The organism is Streptomyces sp. NPDC055099, assembly GCF_053607685.1.
The window spans coordinates 125262-139822 of sequence record NZ_JBSGUA010000012.1 but is presented as its reverse complement, the minus strand read 5'-3'; the positions used below and the strand labels follow the sequence as shown (position 1 = coordinate 139822).

Here is a 14561-nt window from a genome sequence, read left to right as displayed (position 1 = left end):
TGGAGATCGTGGCCGGAGTGATGACACGTGACGGGTCGCCGTCCGACGGACGGCAGGGCGGACCGCTGATCGTCACGGAAGACGTGGACCTGCTGGACGACCTGCTGCGGCTGTGCGCCGCGGCCGGGGCGCGGCCCGAGGTGCGGCACGGCGTGCCGGAGCGCAGAGGCGGCTGGGACGCGGCGCCGCTCATCCTCGTCGGGGACGACGCGGTGGACCGGGTGCGGGGCGCCGTGCGCAGGCGCGGGGTGGTGCTGGTCGGCCGGGACCAGGACGACTCCGGGGTCTGGCAGCGCGCGGTGGAGATCGGTGCCGACCATGTGCTGGTCCTGCCCGACGGCGAGCGCTGGCTGGTGGACCGCATCGCCGATGTCGCCGAGGGAGTGGGGCGGCCCGCGCTCACGGTGGGCGTGATCGGCGGGAGCGGCGGCGCCGGAGCCTCGACGCTGGCGTGCGCCCTCGCCGTCACGGCGGCCCGCGCGGGGCGGCGCACGATGCTCGTGGACGCCGACCCGCTCGGCGGCGGACTCGACGTACTGCTGGGCGGCGAGACCGCCGACGGACTCCGCTGGCCCGCCTTCGCGCAGTCCAGGGGCCGGGTCGGCGGGGGCGCGCTCGAGGAGTCGTTGCCCGAGCTGCACTCCCTGCGGGTCCTGAGCTGGGATCGGGGTGACGCGGTGGTCATCGCGCCCGAAGCCATGCGGGCGGTGGTCGCCGCGGCCCGCAGGCGGGGCGGGGTGGTGGTCGTGGACCTGCCGCGCCGCGTGGACGAAGGGGTGGCCGAGGCGCTGGCCCAGGTGGATCTGGGGCTCCTGGTGGTGCCCGCGGAACTGCGCGCGGTCGCGGGCGCCAGGCGGGTCGCCTCCGCGGTGGGCATGGTGCTCCAGGACCTGCGGGTGGTGGTCGGCAGGGGCGGCGCCGGTCGCGGATTCGGTGCGCAGGACGGCCCCGGGGAATTCGACGCGGAAGAGGTCGCGCGGCTGCTCGGACTGCCGCTCGTCGGCGAGGTACCGAGGGAAGCGGACCTGCTGGCCGCGCAGGCCGGGGGCATGCCGCCCGGAGGCGTCGCGCGAGGCCCGCTGGCCCGGTTCTGCACCGCCTTCTGGGACCGGGTCCCGGTGGACGCCACCGGGAGCGGCTCATGAGCGCCGTCGTCGGGGCCCGGATGCTGGACGGAGTGCGCCAGTGGCTCGCGGAGAACGGCACGGAGCCGACCCCGGCCCGCGTCGCCGAGGCGCTGCGGGCCCAGGGACGGGTGCTCGGCGACGCGGAAATCCTCGGGACGGCCGAGCGGCTTCGATCCGAGCTGGTGGGCGCAGGGCCGCTGGAGGCACTGATCGCGGACGACTCGGTGACCGATGTGCTGGTGTCCGCGCCCGACCGGGTGTGGGTGGACCGCGGCGGCGGACTGGAACTGACCGGGGTGTCCTTCCAGGACGCGGCGGCCGTGCGGCGGCTCGCACAGCGGCTCGCCGCCGTGGCGGGGCGACGCCTCGACGACGCCAGGCCCTGGGTGGACGCACGGCTCCCCGACGGCACCCGCCTCCACGCGGTGCTGCCCCCGGTCGCCGTGGGTTCGACGTGCCTCTCCTTGCGTGTCGTACGCCCCCGGGCCTTCACCCTCGCGGAACTGACCGCGGCGGGGACGGTGCCGCCGGGCGGGGACCGGGTACTACGAGCTCTGATCGACGCCCGGCTCTCGTACGTGATCAGCGGCGGGACGGGGTCGGGCAAGACGACGCTCCTGAGCGCCCTTCTCGGTCTCGTCGGGCCGGGCGAGCGGATCGTGCTCGCCGAGGATTCGGCGGAGCTGCGCCCCGATCACCCGCACGTCGTGCGCCTGGAATCCAGGCCCGCGAACCAGGAGGGGGCCGGTCAGGTGGGCCTCGACGACCTGGTGCGGCAGGCGCTGCGGATGCGCCCCGACCGGCTCGTCGTGGGCGAGGTGCGGGGCGCGGAGGTGGTCCATCTGCTGGCCGCCCTGAACACCGGACATGAGGGCGGCAGCGGCACGGTCCACGCCAATGCCGCCGGGGACGTGCCCGCCCGGCTGGAGGCACTGGGCACGGCGGCGGGGCTCGACCGGGCGGCGCTGCACAGCCAGTTGGCGGCCGCGCTCTCCGTGGTCCTCCATCTCGTACGGGACCGGGCAGGCCGCCGGCGGATCGCCGAGGTGCATGTCCTGGAACGAGATCCCTCCGGCCTCGTGGTGACGGTGCCGGCGCTGCGGTGGGGCGAGAAGGAGTTCGTCCGGGAGCGGGGCTGGGAGCGACTGAAGTCGCTGCTGGTGAGCGGTGATCGGAGTGAGGCGCCATGAGCGCGATGGGCTTGGCGGCGGTCGTGTGCGCGGGAGGCTCGGCCTGGCTGTGGATCGGACGGGACCGCGAGTGGCGGCGTACGCGGGCGGTGCTCGGGGGTGAGGTCTCGGCGGGGCCTTCGGCATGGCGGCGGGCCATGGCCCGCGTCGGCGGCCGGGTGGGACACGAATGGTGGGTGCTGGTGGGCGGGGCCGTGGTCGCGCTCCTCGGGGAGTCCGTGCTTCCGCTGGCCCTAGGGGCGGCCGGAGTGCCGCTGGTACGGCGCGTACGGCGTGGCGGGGACGCACGGCTCGACGAGGAGCGCCGGGCCACTGAAGTGATCGCGCTGTGCGGGTCGCTCGCGGGCGAGGTGCGGGCCGGGCGGCAGCCGGGGGAGGCATTGCGGACCGTGGCGGCCCAGGCCGGCGCCGGGCTCGGTGAGGCGCGGGCCGGGGTCCTTGCGGCGGCGCGGTTCGGCGGTGACGTGCCGGCAGCGCTGGAGGATGCGGCGCGGGAGCCAGGGGCGCGGGGGCTTGTGGGGCTCGCGGCGTGCTGGCGGGTGGCCGTGGACCGTGGCGCCGGGCTGGCGGCGGGGCTCGAGCGGTTGGAGGGAGCGCTCCGGGTGGAGCGGGACCAACGCGCGGACCTTCGGGCTCAGTTGGCAGGGGCTCGGTCGACCGCGGTGATGCTCGCGGGGCTGCCGGTCCTCGGGCTGCTGATGGGGAGCGCGTTGGGCGCGGAGCCTCTGCGGGTGCTGCTGCACACCGGGGCGGGGGTCGGGTGCCTGGCGGTGGGCGGGGCGTTGGAAGGGGCCGGCGTGTGGTGGGCGCTGCGGATCGTACGAGGGGCGGAGGAGCGATGAGCCTTGCTGGTGTCCACGGGCTCGGGGTGGGTCTGTGGAGTGTGGCGGCGGTGCTGTGGCTGATGTCGGCTGCGCTGGCCGCGCGGCGAGAGCGGGAGGTTCGGGCGCGTACGGGAGTCGTGCTCGGCGTGGTGGAGCGGCTGCCGGGGGCTCGGGATCGGGATCGGCGGAGGCATTGGTTCCGGTGGCGGGGCGCGGTGCGGGGGTGGCTGGCGGTGGCCGGGGCGGTGAGTGCCGGGTGGGTGCTGGTGGGCGGTGTCGTAAGGCTTCTGGTGGGGGCGGGTGCCGGGTATGGGGTGTGGCGCTGGTGGCGGGGGCGAGGGGCGCGCGTCGCCGAACTCGATGCGGCGGAGGCCGCTCGTCACCTGCCGCTTGCCGCGGACCTGTTGGCGGCCTGCGTCGCCGCCGGGGCGGGGCCTGTCGTGGCCGCTCAGGCTGTGGGTGACGCGCTGAAGGGGCCGGTCGGTGAACGGCTGGCGCAGGGCGCGGCGGAGGTACGGCTCGGTGGTGAACCCGCCGATTCCTGGCGGGAGTTGGCCGCGATACCGGGCACGGCGGCGCTGGCCCGCCTGCTGGAGCGGGCGGGGGACTCCGGGGCTCCGGCGGCCGAGCGGGTGGCGCGTCTCGCCGCGGACTGCAGGGCGGATCGGAGCCGTGCGGCGACGGCGGCTGCGCGCAGGGCCGGCGTGCTGATGACGGCGCCGGTGGGGCTGTGCTTCCTGCCCGCGTTCATCGCGGTGGGGGTGCTGCCGGTGCTGATCGGCCTGGCGGGTGGGTTGTTGAGCGGCGTCTGAGCGGCTCGACCGATCGAAGTCGCGATGACAGAACGCGATGACGGAACGCGATGACAGAACGTACGGAAATTACACGGGGGTTGTGATGTGGGGACAGCTGTGTGCGCGGGCGACGAAGGTCCGGTCGCGCGGGGTGCGAGGGGACGCGGGGATGGTCACCTCGGAGTACGCGATGGGGCTCATCGCGGCGGTGGGGTTCGCCGGACTGCTCTACAAGGTGGTGACGAGCGGGCAGGTCAGGGCGGCGTTGCAGGCGGTCGTGGAGAAGGCGCTCGATGTCCAGTTCTGAACGGGCGCAGGGCCGGCGGGGCCGCGGCGGTGACCAGGGCTTCGTGACGGCCGAGGCGGCCGTGGTACTGCCCACGCTCGTGCTGTTCACGATGGCGCTGGTCTGGGCGTTGCTGACCGCGTCCGCGCAGATCCAGTGCGTGGACGCGGCGCGGGCAGGGGCGCGGGTGATGGCTCGGCAGGACCCCGAGAGCGCGGCCGTGGCCGCGGCCCGGCAGACGGCGCCGCGGGGCGCGGCGGTGGCCGTGCGGCGTGACGGCGACCTGGTGCGGGTGGAGGTCGTGGCGGACTCGCCGGGGCCCGGGGTGCTGGGACTCGGGCTGCGCCTGCGGTCGGAGGCGGTGGCGTTGGCGGAGGAGACGGTGGGGGTGGGCGCGTGAGAGGGCGGGCCGGGTGGCGGGCTGCCGGGAAGGCCTCGGACCGGGGGGCCGCCACCGTGTGGGTCGTCGTCGTGATGGCCGTGCTGTGCGTGATCTGTGGCGCGGTCCTCGCGATGGGGCAGGTGATCGTGGCCCGCCATCGAGCGGGCGGCGCGGCCGACTTGGCGGCACTGGCGGCCGCCGACCACTGGATGGAGGGGCGTACGGGGGCGTGTGCCACCGCCGGTCGGGTGGCCGAGGCCCAGGGGGCGAGCCTCGTGCGGTGCGCGGTGCACGGCGAGATCTCGGATGTCACGGCCGCAGCGGGCTTCGGCCCGTTCGTGACGGAGGTCAGATCCCGGGCGGGCCCGGCGGGACCGGTCACTCCGGAGCCGGAGGCAGAGCCAAGGCCGGTAGCAGGGGCTGTGGCGCCCACCGGGTGGCGGCCGGAGGTGCGGGCGTCACGCGGCGCCGGAGGGCGGCCAGACGCCCTTGTGGGGCTTGCTGGGCGGAAGCCTGAGGCGAGGGCGGGACCCACACCTCGACGCGTAGGCCAGGAGCGAGACCCGAGGCGGACGGCTCGCGCCCTCTCACCCTTCGGGCGAGGGCGCGTCCTTGAGGAGGGTGGTGAGGAGACGGATCGCGCCACGCTTGTGCAGGGGGTCGTTGCCGTTGCCGCACTTCGGGGACTGGATGCAGGAGGGGCAGCCGGCCTCGCACTCGCAGGAGGCGATGGCCTGACGGGTGGCCGTCAGCCATTCCCGGGCCGTGTGGAAGGCCCGCTCGGCGAAGCCCGCGCCGCCGGGGTGGCCGTCGTACACGAAGACGGTCGGCAGGAGCGTGTCCGGATGGAGCGGCACGGAGACGCCGCCGATGTCCCACCGGTCACAGGTCGCGAAGAGCGGCAGCATGCCGATGGAGGCGTGCTCGGCGGCGTGCAGGGCGCCGCCGAGGATCTCCGGATTGACCCGGGCGGCGTCCAGCTGGTCCTCGGTGACCGTCCACCAGACCGCCCGGGTGCGCAGCGTGCGGGGCGGCAGGTCCAGCTTGGTCTCACCGAGGACCTCGCCGGTGATCAGCTTGCGGCGCAGGAAGGAGACGACCTGGTTGGTTACTTCCACGGAGCCGTAGCAGAGGCGGCCCGGACCCCAGGGGATCTCGGTGTCCGTCTCCAGGATGGAGATGGCCGTGGTGTCGCGGGCGGTCGTGGAGTACGGCGGACCGGCCTCCTCGACCAAGGCGACCGAGTCCTCCAGGTCCAGACGGCGCACGAGATACGTACGGCCCTGATGAAGGTGGACCGCGCCCTCGTGGACGGCGGTGTGCGCGGCGGACGCGTCGACGGTGCCGAGGAGCCGGCCCGTGCCCTCCTCGACGATCTGGACGGGCCTCCCGCCCTCGCCGCGGATGTCGGTGAGGTCGGCGGCCCGCTCCCTGCGGGTCCAGTGCCAGGCCTTCGTACGGCGGCGCAGCAGCTTCGCGGCCTCGAGCTGCGGGAGCAGGTCCTCGGTGGCCGGGCCGAAGAGGGCCAGGTCGTCGTCCGTGAGCGGAAGCTCCGCTGCGGCGGCGCAGAGGTGGGGCGCGAGGACGTACGGGTTGTCGGGGTCGAGGACGGTCGACTCCACCGGCTGCTGGAAGAGCGCCTCGGGATGGTGGACGAGATACGTGTCCAGCGGGTCGTCGCGGGCGACGAGGACGGCCAGCGCGCCCTGCCCGGAGCGTCCGGCACGGCCCGCCTGCTGCCAGAGCGAGGCGCGGGTGCCCGGATAGCCGGAGATGATCACGGCGTCGAGACCGGAGACGTCCACGCCGAGTTCGAGGGCGGTGGTGGCCGCGAGGCCGAGAAGTTCCCCGGAGTGCAGGGCTCGCTCCAGGGCGCGGCGTTCCTCGGGGAGATATCCGCCCCGGTAGGCGGCCACGCGGCGGGCCAGGGAGCGGTCGACCTCGGAGAGGCGTTCCTGGGCGATCACCGAGATCAGCTCGGCGCCGCGCCGGGAGCGTACGAAGGCGACCGAGCGGACGCCCTGGACGGTCAGATCGGTCAGCAGGTCCGCCGTCTCGGCGGTGGCGGTGCGGCGGACCGGCGCGCCCTTCTCGCCGGGCAGTTCGGTGAGCGGCGGTTCCCAGAGGGCGAAGACGAGGTCGCCGCGGGGCGAGGCGTCGTCGGCGACCTCCTTCACGGGAAGTCCGGTGAGGCGTTCCGCGGCGATGGCCGGCTCGGCGGAGGTGGCGGAGGCGAGGAGGAAGACGGGGTCGGAGCCGTAGCGGGCGCAGAGGCGGCGCAGGCGGCGCAGGACCTGGGCGACGTGGGAGCCGAAGACGCCGCGGTAGGTGTGGCACTCGTCGATGACGACATAGCGCAGGGCGCGCAGGAAGGAGGACCAGCGGGGGTGGGACGGGAGTATCCCGCGGTGCAGCATGTCGGGGTTGGTCAGGACGTAGTTGGCGTACTGACGTACCCATTCGCGTTCTTCGACGGGGGTGTCGCCGTCGTACACGGCGGGGCGGATCGCGTTGCCGAGGGGTTCCGCGAGCGCGCGTACGGCGCGGCGCTGGTCGGCGGCCAGGGCCTTCGTGGGGGCCAGGTACAGCGCGGTCGCGCCACGCCCGTTGGGGGCCTCGGAGCCGTCCAGGAGCGCCGAGAGCACGGGAGTGAGATACGCCAGCGACTTGCCCGAGGCGGTTCCGGTGGCGACGACGACCGACTCGCCGTCCAGGGCGTGCTCGGCGGCGAGTGCCTGGTGGGCCCAGGGGTGCTCGATCCCGGCAGACTGCACCGCGGCGACGACCTCGGAGCGAATGCGATCAGGCCAGACTGCATACCGGGCCTCGCGCGGGGGCAAGTGCTCCGTATGAGTGACGCGCGAAGCACGGCTCGGCCCCGCGGTGAGCCGGTCCAGGACCGTCCGTGGAGACGTGCGTACCGGGGCGCCCGTGGCGGGTCCTCCGGGCGGAGAAAAGTTGGCCATCGGCACCGAGTGTGTCACTGGCGGGATGGACAATGGTCCCAAGGCGTCGTGCACGCCTGCCTGTAAGTGATTGAATGCCATCGCGGCTGGCGATCCGTCCTGGGGGCTCTGCCGAGGTGTCCCGAGGGATGACCGCTCGATAGCAAGGTGCTGGAGGATCCGTGGACCTGTCCCTGTCGACCCGTACCGTCGGCGATCGTACGGTCGTCGAGGTCGGTGGCGAAATCGATGTTTATACCGCGCCCAAGTTGCGCGAACAGTTGGTCGAGTTGGTGAACGACGGCAGTTTCCACCTGGTCGTCGACATGGAGGGCGTGGACTTCCTCGACTCCACCGGACTCGGCGTACTGGTCGGCGGCCTGAAGCGGGTGCGTGCCCATGAGGGCTCGCTGCGCCTGGTCTGCAACCAGGAACGCATTTTGAAGATCTTCCGCATCACCGGCCTGACCAAGGTGTTCCCCATTCACACCTCGGTCGAGGAAGCGGTCGCGGCCACCGACTGAGAGCCGGATGTCCCGGGTCGCCTGCTTGCGCGGCCCGGGGGTGGCAGTACAGCAGGGGACCGGGCCCTCGGCCCGGCCCCCTGACAGCACGCGCGTATGTCCGAGGGGGAATGCATGGCCACCGTTGAACTCCGCTTCAGCGCGCTGCCCGAGCACGTCAGAACCGCTCGGCTCGTGGCGGCGGCGGTCGCGCGCAGGGCCGGAGTGGACGAGGCCGTCCTCGACGAGGTCAGGCTCGCTGTCGGTGAGGCCTGCACGCGCGCCGTCGGGCTGCACCAGAGCAGCGGCGTCTCGGCGCCGGTGCGGGTGGCCCTGATCGAGGACGAGAAGCAGTTCTCCATCGAGGTCGGCGACGAGGCCCCCCACGCGACTCCCGGCGACGGGACATCCGGCTCGGGGTCCGGTGCGGCCGACGATCCGGAGGCCGAGGGTGAGGACGAGATGGGTCTCGCCGTCATCAGCGGGCTCGTGGACGACGTGGAGGTCACCGCCGGCGAGGGCGGCGGCCTCATCCGGATGACGTGGCCGACGGCCCCGGTGCCGCTCGTCTGAGCCAATCCTGAGCCGTCCACGCGCCGGTTCCTGAGCCGGGCCCCGGTCCGGCGGCTTTCGGCTCCACCTCGCCACATCAAGGTCTTGCTCCCCGTTCGGGAGCAGGGCCTTTTTCTTTTTGGATCATTGCCCCGGTCAATTGCCTCGGGACTGGCGGTCGCCGTCAACGCTTTTGGGGCATTACCGCTTTCGGGGCCAATCTGTGGTCGCGATCATTTGCTGGGAAGCAATCTCGCGCCAATTCCGTTTGCGGCGCTCTGTTTTGATCAGGTTCAGCTCCCTACAATCCGTCCACATCTTGAGCTCAGCCCAAGCGTCAAGGAGGACGAATGGCGGGGCTTTCTACCCCTCATCAGTTTGACCATCCCTCAACCTTCGCAGCCGCAGTACTGACCGACGACAACCGCCTCATCGTGATGGTCATCGCGGCCGTCGCGGTGGCGGCTCTCGTGGTCGCCTGGGTGCTCGTACGCCAGGTACTCGCGGCCGACGAGGGCACCGACAGCATGAAGAAGATCGCGAAGGCGATCCAGGAGGGCGCCAATGCCTACCTAGGCAGGCAGTTGCGCACTCTCGGTGTTTTCGCCGTCGTGGTGTTCTTCCTGCTCATGCTGCTGCCCGCAGACGACTGGAATCAGCGTGCCGGCCGATCGATCTTCTTCTTGATCGGTGCGGCGTTCTCGGCGACCACCGGCTATATCGGCATGTGGCTCGCCGTACGCAGCAATGTTCGTGTGGCGGCAGCCGCCCGAGAGGCCACTCCGGCGGAAGGAGAACCCGAAAAGGATCTCACCGCCGTTTCACACAAGGCCATGAAGATCGCTTTCCGCACGGGCGGCGTTGTCGGCATGTTCACGGTGGGGCTCGGTCTTCTGGGCGCCTCCTGTGTGGTGCTCGTCTACGCGGCCGACGCGCCGAAGGTCCTGGAAGGCTTCGGCCTCGGGGCGGCGCTGATCGCGATGTTCATGCGTGTCGGCGGCGGCATCTTCACCAAGGCCGCCGACGTCGGCGCCGACCTGGTCGGCAAGGTCGAGCAGGGCATTCCGGAGGACGACCCGAGGAACGCCGCGACCATCGCCGACAACGTGGGCGACAACGTCGGCGACTGCGCGGGCATGGCCGCCGACCTCTTCGAGTCGTACGCCGTGACCCTGGTCGCCGCGCTGATCCTCGGCAAGGTCGCCTTCGGCGACTCCGGACTCGCCTTCCCGCTGATCGTTCCGGCGATCGGCGTCGTGACGGCGATGATCGGGATCTTCGCGGTGGCGCCCAGGCGCTCCGACCGCAGCGGCATGACCGCCATCAACCGCGGGTTCTTCATCTCCGCGTTCATCTCGCTGGCGCTCGTGGCCGCGGCGGTCTACGTCTACCTGCCGGGCTCGTACTCCGACCTGAACGGTGTCACGGACACGGCGATCGCCGGTCACGACGGCGATCCGCGGGTCCTCGCGGTCGTCGCCGTCGCGATCGGCATCGTCATGGCCGCGCTGATCCAGCAGCTCACCGGCTACTTCACGGAGACCAGCAGGCGTCCGGTGAAGGACATCGGCAAGACGTCCCTCACCGGACCGGCCACCGTCGTCCTGGCCGGTATCTCGATCGGGCTCGAATCGGCCGTCTACACCGCGCTCCTGATCGGGCTCGGCGTCTACGGGGCGTTCCTGCTCGGCGGCACGTCGATCATGCTCGCCCTGTTCGCGGTGGCGCTCGCCGGAACCGGCCTGCTCACCACGGTCGGCGTGATCGTCGCCATGGACACCTTCGGTCCGGTCTCCGACAACGCGCAGGGCATCGCCGAGATGTCCGGTGACGTCGAAGGCGCCGGCGCGCAGGTCCTCACCGACCTGGACGCCGTCGGCAACACCACCAAGGCCATCACCAAGGGCATCGCCATCGCCACGGCCGTCCTCGCGGCCGCGGCGCTCTTCGGCTCGTATCGCGACGCCATCGCGAGCGCGGCCAAGGACGTCGGCGAGAAAATGGGCGACGGCGCCCCGATGAACCTGGTCATGGACATCTCGCAGCCCAACAATCTGGTCGGCCTGATCCTGGGCGCCGCGGTCGTCTTCCTCTTCTCGGGGCTCGCGATCAACGCGGTGTCGAGGTCGGCCGGAGCGGTGGTCTACGAGGTGCGGCGGCAGTTCCGCGAGCGCCCCGGGATCATGGACTACTCCGAGGAACCGGAGTACGGGCGCGTCGTCGACATCTGCACCAAGGACGCGCTGCGCGAGCTGGCCACGCCAGGTCTGCTCGCCGTGCTCACGCCGATCGCGGTCGGCTTCTCGCTCGGCGTCGGCGCGCTCGGCTCGTTCCTGGCGGGCGCGATCGGCACCGGCACGCTGATGGCGGTCTTCCTCGCCAACTCCGGTGGTGCCTGGGACAACGCGAAGAAGCTCGTCGAGGACGGCCACCACGGCGGCAAGGGCAGTGAGGCCCATGCCGCGGTGGTGATCGGTGACACCGTCGGTGACCCGTTCAAGGACACCGCGGGGCCCGCGATCAACCCGCTCCTGAAGGTGATGAACCTGGTGGCGCTGCTCATCGCGCCCGCGGTCGTCCAGTTCAGCTACGGGGACGACGCGAGCGCGGGGATGCGGGCACTGATCGCGGTGCTCTCGATCCTCGTCATCATCGGCGCGGTGTACGTCTCCAAGAGGCGGGGCATCGCCGTGGGCGACGAGGAGGAGGGTGGTGCGGAGCCGGTAAAAAGCTCGCCTGATCCGGCCGTGGTCTCGTAACGCCGGGTCAGACTCTGCCCAACACAGGGGCGGGCGGCGCGTCTTGACGCGGCGTCCGCCTTTCGTGTGTGCCGTGCGCTGCCTGGTGAGCCTTCTCATGCGCTCTCCCCTTGGTGCAAATGGCTTCAATAGGGGTGGTACCGGACCCCCGGCATGCGGTTGTAACCCGGTTGGCGTGTAAGTTCCGGGGCCGAGAGCCATGGAAGGGACCAATCCGGTGAACAAGAAGCTTGCAGCCGCACTGTCCGGCGGTGCGGTACTGGTACTGGCGCTGTCGGGCTGCAGCGACGACGGCAACGAGAAGCTGGACTCCTGGGCCAAGGACGTCTGTGACTCGGTTCAGCCGCAGTCGAAGAAGATCGCCGCCGCCAACGCCGCGATCCAGAAGGAGACCTCGGACAACAGCTCGCCGGAGGACGTCCAGAAGACCGACTCCAAGGCGTTCCAGGACATGTCCGACGCCTACAAGGCGATGGGCGCCGCGGTGAAGGACGCGGGCGCCCCGCCGGTCGACGGCGGCCAGAAGAAGACCGACGACGCGGTCAAGGAACTGAACGCCATCTCCAAGTCGTACGGCGACCTGAAGAAGAAGGTCGACGGCCTGGACACCAAGAACCAGGCGGACTTCGCGGACGGACTCAAGAGCGTCGCGGGCGAGCTGGACAAGCTGAGCAAGAGCGGCAACGAGGCGCTGGAGAAGTTGCAGGAGGGCGAGGTGGGCAAGGCGATGAGCAAGCAGGAGAGCTGCAAGTCGGCCAGCGCCACGCCTTCGGCGGCCTAAGGGTTGCCCCCCTTCTTGCCTGCTGCCCCGGAGCCTTGGGAAAGATCCCCCGGCGCCGGGGCAGCGTCTCGTTGCCCGTGCCCCGGCAGCTTCGGGCTGTGCCCACCCGTTCCGCCCTGCGGAACGATTGCCCACAGCGGTAAATACAAGCGAATGCGGGTCACAATGAGGGGGTGAGTATCGCTAGCGCCCCCCTGCCCTCGTCCGATCGTGCCGACGTCTCCGCCCAGTTGCGGGAAGCCCTGCTGGAGGCCGACTTCACCGCTGACGGGCTGCTGGAGCTGCTCGGGGCGCCCGCCTACACGGCGCTCGCCCGCAGCGAGACCGTGCCCGCACTGCGGGCCACCCGCGGCGAAGGCCCGCTGGAGACGCTCGTACGGCTCTTCCTGCTGCAGCGTTCGGTGCCGCACGCGCGCGTGGCGGCCGTTTTGCCGGTCGGCCCTCTACAGGAGAGCGGTTGGCTGTCGGCGGCGGACGGTGAGGGCGCGCTGAAGGCGACGGTGGACGTACGGCCCTACGGCGGGCCGGGCGGCGAGGACTGGTTCATCGTCTCGGACCTGGGGTGCGCGGTCGGCGGCGCCGGTGGCATCGGCAGCCATGACGAAGGCGTCGTCCTGGGAGTCGGCGGGGCGTCGACGACGCTCGCCGGACTCACCGTGCGTACGCCTGTGGCCAGCGCTCTTGACCTCGGCACCGGCTCCGGCATCCAGGCGTTGCACGCCGCGCAACACGCGACGCGGGTGACGGCGACCGACCTCAACCCCCGTGCGCTGCACATCACGCGGCTCACGCTGGCGCTGTCCGGCGCTCCTGAGGCGGACCTGCGCGAAGGCTCCCTCTTCGAACCCGTGGGCGAGGAGACGTACGACCTGATCGTGTCCAATCCGCCGTTCGTGATCTCGCCCGGAGCGCGGCTCACCTACCGCGACGGCGGGATGGGCGGGGACGATCTGTGCCGGTCGCTCGTTCAGCAGGCAGGGGAGCGGTTGAACGAAGGGGGGTATGCGCACTTCCTCGCCAACTGGCAGCACGTGGAAGGCGAGGAGTGGACCGAGCGGCTCCGGTCATGGGTGCCGCGCGGATGCGACGCGTGGATCGTGCAGCGTGAGGTGCAGGACGTCACGCAGTACGCCGAGCTGTGGCTGCGCGACGCCGGGGACCATCGCACGGACCCCGAGGAGTACGCGGCGCGATACGACGCGTGGCTCGACGAGTTCGACGCCCGCAAGACACGCGCGGTCGGGTTCGGGTGGATCACGCTGCGCAAGTCCGCGGCAGGGGCCGGGCCCGCCGAGCCGTCCGTGACCGTCGAGGAGTGGCCGCACCCCGTCGAGCAGCCGCTGGGCGAGACGGTGCGGGAGCACTTCGCGCGGCAGGACTTCCTGCGGACGCACGACGACGCCGCGCTGCTCGCTGGGCACTTCAAGCTCGCGGACGAGGTCGTGCAGGAGCAGGTCGGGCTGCCCGGCGCCGAGGACCCCGAGCACGTCGTGCTGCGCCAGCACCGCGGGATGCGGCGGGCCACCAAGGTGGACACGGTGGGCGCGGGCTTCGCCGGCGTGTGCGACGGCACGCTGAGCGCCGGGCGGATTCTCGACGCCATCGCGCAACTGGTGGGCGAGGACCCCGTGTTGCTGCGGGACCGCACGCCCGCGCAGATCCGGCTCCTCGTCGAGCAGGGCTTCCTGGAGCCGGTCGACCTGTAGGCGGCCTGTCGTCCCCTGCCGCCGACGCGCGGGACCGCCGGGCCGTTGGCGGTACGCGTACGGCGTGTCTCGTACGTTTCGCGGAGATGGATCCCGCGTTGTGGGTGGGATGGATGGACGTCGGCGACCGCCCGGCGTACATCGAGAAGGTGGACTGCACGAACCAGCCCCGCGGCGATCGGTTCCGGTCGAGTCGGGCCGGGCGGCGGCCGGTGTTTCTGGCCGGGCGCCCTCCGTTCACCCGAGGTTCGCGCCCCGGATTCCCGGGCGTGTCAGTTTGCCGATCCGGGAACTCGGTACGGGGAGGCAATGACATGGAGAGTGGACCAGCGATCTTCGCGGGCACGGTGTTCGCGCTGTTCGGAGCGGGACTGCTGCTGTGGACCGGGGCACGCGTGGCACACCGCGCGCCGGTCGCCGACGGTGTGAACCCTGTCGCATCGGCGACACTCGCCGCGCTCGCCGGCTCGGGCGCACTGGTGCTCGGACTGTGGTGTTTCACTCGCCTCTGACCGGAAGCGGCCGGTGGCCGCGGGACGCGTACGGGCCGTAGGCCCGGCGCCGGTGCCGACCCGGTGGTGAAGCCGGTGGTCAAAGGGCAGGTCGCCACTCCGGGCGGCAGGAATGGCGGTAGTCGGGTTACCGTTCGAGTGGCCGTTGCGGGCTTTTCCCGTTTGACACGGGGGCGGGATGTACCGTCACACTCCGCAGC

Annotated in this window: 13 protein-coding genes and 1 pseudogene; 13 read left to right on the top strand and 1 reads right to left on the bottom strand. The window is 72.0% G+C overall.

Going from position 1 to position 14561, the window contains the following annotated elements; translation table 11 throughout:
• Positions 1-8: 8 nt before the first annotated feature.
• From ssd to ACWFRU_RS27625, 7 genes and pseudogenes are all read left to right on the top strand, one after another.
• Positions 9-1145, top strand: a complete 1137-nt coding sequence (gene ssd / locus ACWFRU_RS27655; protein ID WP_453690844.1) for a septum site-determining protein Ssd — start codon at positions 9-11, stop codon at positions 1143-1145.
• Entirely contained in the window at positions 1142-2317 is a 1176-nt protein-coding gene (locus ACWFRU_RS27650; protein WP_453690843.1) for a TadA family conjugal transfer-associated ATPase, read from the top strand. The genes ssd and ACWFRU_RS27650 overlap by 4 nt, the downstream gene beginning before the upstream one ends.
• The gene (locus ACWFRU_RS27645) at positions 2314-3159 is read left to right on the top strand and encodes a type II secretion system F family protein (protein WP_453690842.1); all 846 of its coding nucleotides are present in this window, start codon (positions 2314-2316) and stop codon (positions 3157-3159) included. Before ACWFRU_RS27650 ends, ACWFRU_RS27645 begins: the two co-directional genes overlap by 4 nt.
• Entirely contained in the window at positions 3156-3953 is a 798-nt protein-coding gene (locus ACWFRU_RS27640; protein WP_453690841.1) for a type II secretion system F family protein, read from the top strand. Before ACWFRU_RS27645 ends, ACWFRU_RS27640 begins: the two co-directional genes overlap by 4 nt.
• Before the next feature lie 85 nt (positions 3954-4038).
• Positions 4039-4242, top strand: a complete 204-nt coding sequence (locus tag ACWFRU_RS27635) for a DUF4244 domain-containing protein (protein WP_453690840.1) — start codon at positions 4039-4041, stop codon at positions 4240-4242.
• Positions 4229-4621: a TadE family type IV pilus minor pilin gene (locus ACWFRU_RS27630; protein ID WP_453690839.1), complete on the top strand. Its 393-nt coding sequence runs from the start codon at positions 4229-4231 to the stop codon at positions 4619-4621. The genes ACWFRU_RS27635 and ACWFRU_RS27630 overlap by 14 nt, the downstream gene beginning before the upstream one ends.
• A 74-nt stretch (positions 4622-4695) precedes the next feature.
• Positions 4696-4911, top strand: a pseudogene (locus tag ACWFRU_RS27625) (Rv3654c family TadE-like protein); the annotation flags it as partial.
• A 279-nt stretch (positions 4912-5190) separates the two neighbouring features.
• Here ACWFRU_RS27625 and ACWFRU_RS27620 read toward each other — a convergent pair.
• The gene (locus tag ACWFRU_RS27620) at positions 5191-7650 is read right to left on the bottom strand and encodes a DEAD/DEAH box helicase (protein ID WP_453690838.1); all 2460 of its coding nucleotides are present in this window, start codon (positions 7648-7650) and stop codon (positions 5191-5193) included.
• 80 nt (positions 7651-7730) lie between these two features.
• Between ACWFRU_RS27620 and bldG the strand changes: the two genes are divergently transcribed.
• The 6 genes from bldG to ACWFRU_RS27590 all read left to right on the top strand — a co-directional run bounded on the left by bldG (position 7731) and on the right by ACWFRU_RS27590 (position 14361).
• Complete coding sequence (bldG, locus tag ACWFRU_RS27615) at positions 7731-8072, top strand: anti-sigma factor antagonist BldG (protein ID WP_003975386.1); 342 nt, start codon at positions 7731-7733, stop codon at positions 8070-8072.
• Positions 8073-8186: 114 nt separating this feature from the next.
• The gene (locus tag ACWFRU_RS27610; RefSeq protein ID WP_453690837.1) at positions 8187-8624 is read left to right on the top strand and encodes an ATP-binding protein; all 438 of its coding nucleotides are present in this window, start codon (positions 8187-8189) and stop codon (positions 8622-8624) included.
• Positions 8625-8953: 329 nt separating this feature from the next.
• Entirely contained in the window at positions 8954-11362 is a 2409-nt protein-coding gene (locus ACWFRU_RS27605; protein ID WP_453690836.1) for a sodium-translocating pyrophosphatase, read from the top strand.
• Between the two features lie 199 nt (positions 11363-11561).
• Entirely contained in the window at positions 11562-12143 is a 582-nt protein-coding gene (locus ACWFRU_RS27600) for a small secreted protein (protein ID WP_453690835.1), read from the top strand.
• Positions 12144-12316: 173 nt separating this feature from the next.
• Positions 12317-13849 (top strand): DUF7059 domain-containing protein, encoded by a 1533-nt coding sequence (locus tag ACWFRU_RS27595; RefSeq protein ID WP_453690834.1) that lies wholly within the window; start codon positions 12317-12319, stop codon positions 13847-13849.
• 314 nt (positions 13850-14163) lie between these two features.
• On the top strand, positions 14164-14361 hold the full coding sequence (locus tag ACWFRU_RS27590) for a hypothetical protein (protein WP_453690833.1): 198 nt from the start codon (positions 14164-14166) through the stop codon (positions 14359-14361).
• Positions 14362-14561 lie beyond the last annotated feature (200 nt).